We start from the raw sequence: 7,578 nt of genomic DNA, 5'->3' as shown, positions 1-7,578 counted from the left end.
CGTCGAGCCGTTCGACTATGCCAAGGACGATCTCATCCGCCGCGTTCAGCAGCATGGCTTCGTCTCCATTCTCGGCCACAACGTGCGCCTGTGCAGGGCCTTCGCCGGAAAGTCCGTCGCCTTTCGCCCAACCGCTGCCGACGGCGTCTTCGACGCCTGGTTCAGACATCAGAAAATAGAAACCATCGACCTCAATGCCATTGATCGATAGGATGGCAAACTGTTCGCGATGTCTTCGCACACCTGTTCGCGATGTCTCCGGTCCAAACAAAGGGGAGAAGGGAAGAGCAGCCGACCATTTGCGCAAGGCCGATTCCGCGCTACCTATTTGCAACGAATCGGAAAGGGGTCGCTGATGGCATTCGCGTTGCTGGACCAGATACGCTCGATCTTCGACGGCGACCCCGGCGTGCGCAAGGTCGCGGACGATCCGGTGCTGTCGGCGGAACTGCTGATGCTGTTTCGCATGATTTTGGCCGACGGCACGGTCAACGAGAGTGAAATGGCCGCCTTCAGGCGCATCTGCCGGGAAGCCTTCGGCATTCCGGAAGCCAGCATCGACAGCGTCATCGAGTATCTCAACGAGTTCGGCTACGAGACCAACGGCTCGCAAGCCATCGCGCAGTTCCGTGACCTCGACGTCGAGAGGCGCAGCCTGCTTGCCCGCCATATGGCCGAGATCGCCAAGGCCGATTCGCAACTTGCCGGGACAGAGATGCAGCTCTTGCGCCGCACCCTCGACTTGCTCGACATCAGCCCGGCCGATGTGGTGAAGGCCGAAGAGTAAGCCTCTCCCGACGGTCGGCTGTTCACCCCTGTTCCTGTAACCGCCGGGCAATCGCGCGGTGCAGATCCGGGGCCGCAGCGACCAGCGCCTTGGCGGCTTCGGACTGCGGATGGTCGAGAACCGCGCTCGTCCTGCCGCGCTCGACGATCTTGCCGGCATGCATGATCATCACTTGGTCGGTAATGGCGCGGGCAACGGTCAGATCGTGGGTGATGAACAGATAGGCAACGCCGAGCTTCTGGTTGAGCTCGGCGAACAGATCGAGAATCTGGGCGCGGATCGAGACGTCGAGCGCCGAGACCGGCTCGTCGGCGACGACCAGCTTGGGGCGGGTGATGATGGCGCGGGCGATCGACAGGCGCTGGCGCTGGCCGCCTGAAAATTCGTGCGGATATTTGTCCATGTCGCGTGGACCAAGGCCGACCTCGTGCAAGGCCTTTGCCACCATCTCGCGCCGCTCTGCATTCGTCGGCCTTTTGTCCAGGACATGCAGTGGCTCGGCGACCAGTTTTTCCACCTTCTGGCGCGGATCGAAGGAGCCGTATGGGTCCTGGAACACCACCTGCATGTCGCGGCGCGCCGGCTTGAGCTCCGCCTCGCTCTTGTCGGTGATGACTTCGCCGCGAAACCGGATCGTTCCCGATGTCGGCCCGTCCAGCGCCAGGACCATGCGGGCAAGCGTGGACTTGCCGCAACCGGAACGCCCGACCAGCGCCACAGACTGCCCAGGATCGATCGAGAACGAGACATCGTCGACGGCGCGGGTCGGAACCGCGCGCTTCAGCAGCGATTTGCGCCGTCCCGGATAGTCCCGCGTCACGCTTTCTACCTGAAGAAGAGGTTTGGCCTGGAGCATGGGGTTGTCTTGGCCGACCTCGTTTGTCCTGGCACGCGCCGGCACATGCATCGAGGCCTGCGCAAGTTGTCTTGTGTAGGGATGAAGCTGCTCGGATAGGGTGCGGGCCGTGTCGCCGGCCTCCATCACTTCGCCGTGGCGCAGGATGGTGATGCGCTCCGCCATTTCGGTCACCACCGCGAGGTCATGCGAGATCAACAGCAGACCCATGCGGTTTTCTGAAACCAGGTCACGCAACAGGTCGAGGATCTGCGCCTGCAGCACGACGTCGAGCGCCGTCGTCGGCTCGTCGGCGATCAGCAGTTTTGGTTTCAGCGCGCAGGCAATGGCGATGACGACGCGCTGGCGCTGGCCGCCGGAAAGCTCGTGCGGATAGCGCGACAGCGGAAATTGCGCTGCGGGCAAGCCGACCCGGTCGAGCATTTTTCGAGCGCGGTCCTCGGCGTCGGCGCGGCTTGCCCTGGTGTGCCAGCGGATGCCTTCGGCGACCTGCTCGCCAATGGTCTTGACCGGATTTAGCGCCGTCATCGGTTCCTGGAAAACCATGCCGATATCATCGCCGCGCAGCGCGCACATCTGGTCTTCGCTGGCAGCGAGGATGTCGATGCCGTCGAAGACGACGCGCCCGCTGGCGCGCGCCGCCCAGGGCAGAAGCCGCATCACCGTCAATGCCGTGATCGACTTGCCCGAGCCGGATTCGCCGACCAGCCCCATCACCTCGCCGGGCGCGACGGCGAGCTCGACATCCCTCAGGATCGGCGTGTCGCCGATCGTCAGCGACAATTTCTCGATTTCGAGCAGGCTCATCGCTGCCGCCGCGATTTTGGGTCGAGGATGTCGGCAATACCGTCACCGAGCAGGTTCAGTCCAAGCACGGTGACGACGATCGCCATGCCTGGAAAGATCGCCATCCACGGCGCCATCCCCATGCGCGTCTGGGCATCGAACAGCATCCGCCCCCAGCTCGGCATCGGCGGCTGTGTGCCGAGCCCGACATAGGAAAGCCCGGCTTCGGCCAGGATGCCGAGCGCGAACTGGATGGTGCCTTGCACCAGGAGCAAAGTAACGATGTTGGGCAGCACGTGTTCAATGGTGATCAGTGCTTTGCCTTTTCCGGCGGCACGCGCGGCGAGGATGAATTCGCGCGGCCAGATCGCCAGCGCGCCGGCCCGGGCGACGCGGGCGAAGACCGGGATGTTGAAAATGCCGATGGCGACGATGGCGTTGAGCGCGCCCGGGCCGAAGATGGCGGTGATCATGATCGCCGACAGCAGGGCAGGGAAGGCGAAGACGAGATCGTTCAGCCGCATCACCGCCTCGTCGACGACGCCGCCGCGCGCCGCGGCAAGGGCGCCGAGCGGCACGCCAACGCCCATGCCGATACCGACCGCCACCAGCGCCACCGCGATCGAATTGCGGGCGCCGACCATGATCATGGAAAAAATGTCGCGGCCGAAATGATCGGTGCCGAACCAGTGCGCCGGCGAGGGTGCCTGGGTCTTGTCGGCGATGATCAGCCTGGTGACGTCAAAAGGCGTCCAGAAGAACGAGACGATAGCGACCGCCGCCACAAGTGCAGTGATGACGAAGCCGGTGAGGAACGAGCGGTTGGTGAAAGCCTTGACGAGGATGTCGGCAAAATTTTCCTCCGGGATGTCGAAGCGCAGCGTCATTGGCGGCTTCTCAGCCGCGGATCGACGACCGCATAGGAGAGATCGACAAGCAGGTTGACGGCGATGACGGCGGCGACCAGCAGCATGACGACGCTTTCGACGACGATCAGGTCGCGCTGGGTGATCGCCTGGAACACCAGCCGGCCGAGGCCGGGGAGATAAAAGACGTTCTCGATGATGATGGTGCCGGCGAGCAGGAAGGCGAACTGCAGGCCGAGAATGGTCAGCACCGGGATCATTGCGTTGCGCAGCGCGTGCCGCCACAGCACCGCGCGATAGGGCAGACCCTTGGCGCGGGCAGTGCGGATATAGTCCTCGTTCAGCACTTCGATCAGCGCCGAGCGGGTGACTCGGGCGAGGATCGCCGCTTGCGGCAGAGCGAGCGCGATCGCCGGCAGGACCAGCGATTTCAGCGCCGGCCAGACGCCGGCGCTCCATCCCGGAAAGCCGCCGGCCGGCACCAGCCGCAGCCAGACGGCAAACAGGTAGATCAGCATCAGCGCAAACCAGAAGTTCGGCACGGCAACACCAAGCTGGGCGGCGCCCATCGCGATCGTGTCGCCGGCCCGCCCGTGCCGGCCGACGGAAAACAGCCCGACCGGAATGGCGATGATGGTGGACAGCGCCAGCGCGATCAGGGCCAGCGGCAGCGAGACCACGATGCGCTCGCGGACCAGGTCGATGACTGGCACCGAATAGGTGTAGGAACGGCCGAAATCGAGGCTCAGCAAGCCGCCGGCCCAGTGCAGATAGCGCGCGGCGAGCGGCGCGTTGAGGCCCATCTGGTTGCGCAGCAACTCGACCTGGTCGGCGCTGGCATTCATGCCCAGCATCAGCCGCGCCGGGTCGCCGGGAATGATCTCCAGCACGGCGAAGACCACCATCGAGGCCAAGACCAGCGTGATGAGCGCGATGGCAAGACGCTTGAGGAGATAGGCGGTCATGGGGGGAGGACCGCAGGTCCGTTCAGCGCGGCAACTGGATGAAGGTTGCGTTCCCGCCAACCCCCCTCTGTCCTGCCGGACATCTCCCCCTCAAGGGGGGAGATTAAGCCCTCATTGATGCTTTCGCTAATCATCAGCGTTGCAGGGCTAGCACCGGCATGGCAACTGCCAATCTCCCCCCTTGAGGGGGAGATGTCCGGCAGGACAGAGGGGGGTGCCACCGGCTGCAAGCTTCGCCCCTTTGGCCAGCAGCCCCTCACTCCGTCCACTTCACCTTAGTCAAATCATTGGCCTGGATCGGCGCATTTGCCCAAAAACCCTCGAGCTTGGCGTCCCAGACGCCGACTTTCGGCAGTTCGTAGAGGAAGCCGACCACGGCATCGTCGGCCAGTATCTTCTGCGCCTCGCCGAGCAGCGTCATGCGCTTGGCCTCATCGGAGGTGAGGTTCAGATCGGCGATGATCTTGTCGAAGGTCGGGTTGTCGTAGTTGAAGTAATAATCCTTGCGCGAATAGATATCGATGTCGTTGGGTTCGGTGTGGGAAACGATGGTCAGGTCGTAGTCCTTCTTGGTGAAGACCTGGTCCAGCCACTGCGCCCATTCCACCGGCACGATCTGCAGATCGATGCCGACATCGCGAAGCTGCGACGCGATGATCTCGCCGCCAAGTCGCGCATAGGGGGGTGGCGGCAGTTTCAGCGTCGCCTTGAAGCCGTTCTCCAGGCCGGCTTCCTTCAAGAGTTCCCTGGCCTTCTCGACATTGTGCGCATAGAGACCGGTGAGGTCGACATAGGCCTTGTTGGCGGGCGACATGTGCGAGCCGATCGGCACGCCAAGGCCGGCCGAGGCGCCGTCGATGATCGCCTTGCGGTCGAGCGCAAACGAAATCGCCTGCCTGACCTGCAGCCGGTCGAAAGGCGGCTTCTTGTTGTTCATCGAAAGGATGGTCTCACCCTCGGTCGCGCCGATCACCACCTTGAAGCGCGGGTCGCCCTGGATCTGGGCGACGCTGTCGGGATCGAAGAACGGGAACGCCTGAACATCGCCGGAAAGCAGCGCCGGAACGGCGGCTGCGGCATCCGTGACGATGCGGAACTCGGCCTTGTCGAGGGAGACCGGGGCACCCCAGTAAGCGTCGGACCTGATCAGCGTGATCGACGAGCCCTTGGCCCAGTTCTGGAACTTGAACGGGCCGGTGCCGACAGGGGTTTCCTTGTTGGTGTCGGCTGTCTCCGGCGCGACGATGACCGCGTCGCCCCAGCCCATATTGTAGAGGAACGAACTTTGCGGGTTCTTCAGCGTGATCCTGACCGTCGCCGGATCGACCATTTCGACCGTATCGATGGCGGCGAACAGGCCCTTTTGTGCGTTCACGGAGTTGTCGGCACGGGCGCGATCGAGCGAGAATTTGACGTCGTCGGCATTGAAGTCGGTGCCGTCATGGAATTTCACACCGCTATGCAGCTTGAAGGTGTAGACCTTGCCGTCGTCGGAAACGGTCCAGCTTTCGGCGAGAGCCGGCAGCACCTCGCCGTTCGGGCCAATGCGGGTCAGCCCCTCGAACACATTGGCGTAAAGCACCTCGTCGATCGCCGCCGCAGCACCTGCGGTCGGATCGAGATGCGGAGGTTCGAGCGTGATGCCGATGACCAGATCGCGCGCGGCAAATGCCGATGTTTCGGCAGACAGCACCAGGGCCGCAGCGGTGAGAATGGTTTTCCACAATTTCATCGTGCAACTCCCGATATGCTCAAAAACATGCTCGAAACCCGGTGGATAGAAGCGTGATTTCACCAAGGAGTAAATTGCGTTTCGTGCTTTCCGGCGGCGCCGGCAGGAATGTTTTTCCGCCCATCACCGGCTACCGAGCGCCCGCGCCCCTCAGCAGCACGTTGAGCCCGATCGCCATCACCTTGGCCGATTCGACCATGTCTGATATCCCCACCCATTCGTCGGGCCTGTGGGCGAGGTCGAGAATGCCCGGGCCATAGGCGATGCAGTCGTAGATGTGGCCGATGCGGGCAATGTGCTTCTGGTCGTAGGTGCCGGGCGAGATCACGTAGTCGGGCTCGCGGTCGAATACCTCCATGATGCCCCGCGCCACCGCCTTGACCACCGGCGCATCGCGCTCGGTCATCAGCGGCAGCACCTCCATGAGATCGCGGATCTCGTAGTCGAATTTCTTGCGCTCGCGCTTCAGCCGGTCGAGGATATCGGTCACCTCGCGCTTGACCGTGCCAAGATCCTCTTCGAGCAGGAAGCGGCGGTCGATGGTCAGCCGGCAGGAATCGGGGACATTGGGCGAGGGCAGGCCAGGCCGGAAATCCTCGGTCTGGCCGCCATGGATCGAGTTGATGTTCATGGTCGAGCGCTTGGCCCCGTCGGGCACGACCGGCATGCGCGTCACCTTGCGGTCGAGCGCCGGGAACAGATCGTCCTCGAAAGCCCTTAGCAGGGCGCCCATATGGCGCACCGCATTGTCGCCGAGGAACGGCATCGAGCCGTGCGCGATCTCACCCTTGGTCTCGATCTCCGCCCACCAGACGCCGCGATGGCCAAGGCAGATGCGATCCTTGTTCAACGGCTCGGGGATGATGACGTGGTCGACCTTCGGCTTGGAGAAATAGCCGAGCTTTGCCAGATGGGCGACGCCGCCGAAGCCGCCGGACTCCTCGTCGACCGTGCCCGAAATCTCGATGGCGCCCGGGAAGTCGGGGAAAACCTCCATGAAGGCCTCGGCGGCGATGATCGAGGAGGCCAGGCCGCCCTTCATGTCGCAGGCGCCGCGGCCATGGACCTTGCCATCCCTGACGATGCCGGCGAAGGGATCGAGGCTCCAGCCGTCGCCGGCTTCGACCACGTCGATATGCGAGTTGAAATGCACGCAGGCGCCGGGCGAGCGGCCATCGAAGCGGGCGACCACGTTGACGCGCGGGTAGCGGTCGGTGTCGCCGGGCGTGCCTTCGGCGCGGATGAATTCGACTTCGAAGCCGCGCTTTTTCAGCCGCGCTCCGACGTATTCGGCGCATGGCCGATAGGCCTCGCCGGGCGGGTTGATGGTCGGAAAGCGGATCAGGTCCGCGGTCAGCGCGACCAGGTCGTCGACCCGATCATCGACCGCTTTCAGCAGGAGTTCGTTCATTCGACGAATTGAGCAGCCAACGGTGCGTTTTGGCAAGCCTGTTGGCGGGTCGCGCCCTAGTTATGTGGTTACATGTCGCCACGGCAACTATCGCGGGAGATCGTTCAAATTCGCTGCTTTGGATTGGTGAATTCGTCAGAGGTGTGTGGTTACCTCATTCACTTGAGATTAAAGG

The 7,578-nt window shown here is 63.3% G+C and carries 6 protein-coding genes and 1 pseudogene; 2 read left to right on the top strand and 5 right to left on the bottom strand.

The genetic code is table 11. The annotated features are described in order from the left end of the window. Positions 1 to 211 (top strand): annotated as a pseudogene (locus BLT09_RS34450) (hypothetical protein); the annotation flags it as partial. A 144-nt stretch (positions 212 to 355) separates the two neighbouring features. After that, positions 356 to 787 (top strand): TerB family tellurite resistance protein, encoded by a 432-nt coding sequence (locus tag BLT09_RS25670; protein WP_091598288.1) that lies wholly within the window; start codon positions 356 to 358, stop codon positions 785 to 787. A gap of 22 nt (positions 788 to 809) precedes the next feature. Here the strand turns inward: BLT09_RS25670 and BLT09_RS25665 are convergent, their stop codons facing one another. The 5 genes from BLT09_RS25665 to BLT09_RS25640 form a co-directional block, all read right to left on the bottom strand. Beyond that, positions 810 to 2,450, bottom strand: a complete 1,641-nt coding sequence (locus BLT09_RS25665) for an ABC transporter ATP-binding protein (RefSeq protein ID WP_091598285.1) — start codon at positions 2,448 to 2,450, stop codon at positions 810 to 812. After that, positions 2,447 to 3,316, bottom strand: a complete 870-nt coding sequence (locus BLT09_RS25660) for an ABC transporter permease (RefSeq protein WP_091598282.1) — start codon at positions 3,314 to 3,316, stop codon at positions 2,447 to 2,449. Before BLT09_RS25660 ends, BLT09_RS25665 begins: the two co-directional genes overlap by 4 nt. Then, positions 3,313 to 4,260 (bottom strand): ABC transporter permease, encoded by a 948-nt coding sequence (locus tag BLT09_RS25655; RefSeq protein WP_091598279.1) that lies wholly within the window; start codon positions 4,258 to 4,260, stop codon positions 3,313 to 3,315. The genes BLT09_RS25660 and BLT09_RS25655 overlap by 4 nt, the downstream gene beginning before the upstream one ends. Before the next feature lie 256 nt (positions 4,261 to 4,516). Continuing rightward, positions 4,517 to 5,992, bottom strand: a complete 1,476-nt coding sequence (locus BLT09_RS25645; RefSeq protein WP_091598273.1) for an ABC transporter substrate-binding protein — start codon at positions 5,990 to 5,992, stop codon at positions 4,517 to 4,519. 130 nt (positions 5,993 to 6,122) lie between these two features. Further along, complete coding sequence (locus BLT09_RS25640; RefSeq protein WP_091598270.1) at positions 6,123 to 7,403, bottom strand: acetylornithine deacetylase/succinyl-diaminopimelate desuccinylase family protein; 1,281 nt, start codon at positions 7,401 to 7,403, stop codon at positions 6,123 to 6,125. Positions 7,404 to 7,578 lie beyond the last annotated feature (175 nt).

The organism is Mesorhizobium muleiense, from assembly GCF_900099905.1.
Classification (GTDB): Bacteria; Pseudomonadota; Alphaproteobacteria; order Rhizobiales; family Rhizobiaceae; genus Mesorhizobium; species Mesorhizobium muleiense.
The sequence above is the reverse complement of the archived record's forward strand: the minus strand, read 5'-3'. Positions and strand labels throughout refer to the sequence as shown.

What these genes read in the sequence shown, in the direction of transcription:
- BLT09_RS25670 (WP_091598288.1), top strand. Translation starts at nt 356, where the DNA reads ATGGCATTCGCGTTGCTGGACCAGATACGCTCGATCTTCGACGGCGAC.
- BLT09_RS25665 (WP_091598285.1), bottom strand. Translation starts at nt 2,450, where the DNA reads ATGAGCCTGCTCGAAATCGAGAAATTGTCGCTGACGATCGGCGACACG.
- BLT09_RS25660 (WP_091598282.1), bottom strand. Translation starts at nt 3,316, where the DNA reads ATGACGCTGCGCTTCGACATCCCGGAGGAAAATTTTGCCGACATCCTC.
- BLT09_RS25655 (WP_091598279.1), bottom strand. Translation starts at nt 4,260, where the DNA reads ATGACCGCCTATCTCCTCAAGCGTCTTGCCATCGCGCTCATCACGCTG.
- BLT09_RS25645 (WP_091598273.1), bottom strand. Translation starts at nt 5,992, where the DNA reads ATGAAATTGTGGAAAACCATTCTCACCGCTGCGGCCCTGGTGCTGTCT.
- BLT09_RS25640 (WP_091598270.1), bottom strand. Translation starts at nt 7,403, where the DNA reads ATGAACGAACTCCTGCTGAAAGCGGTCGATGATCGGGTCGACGACCTG.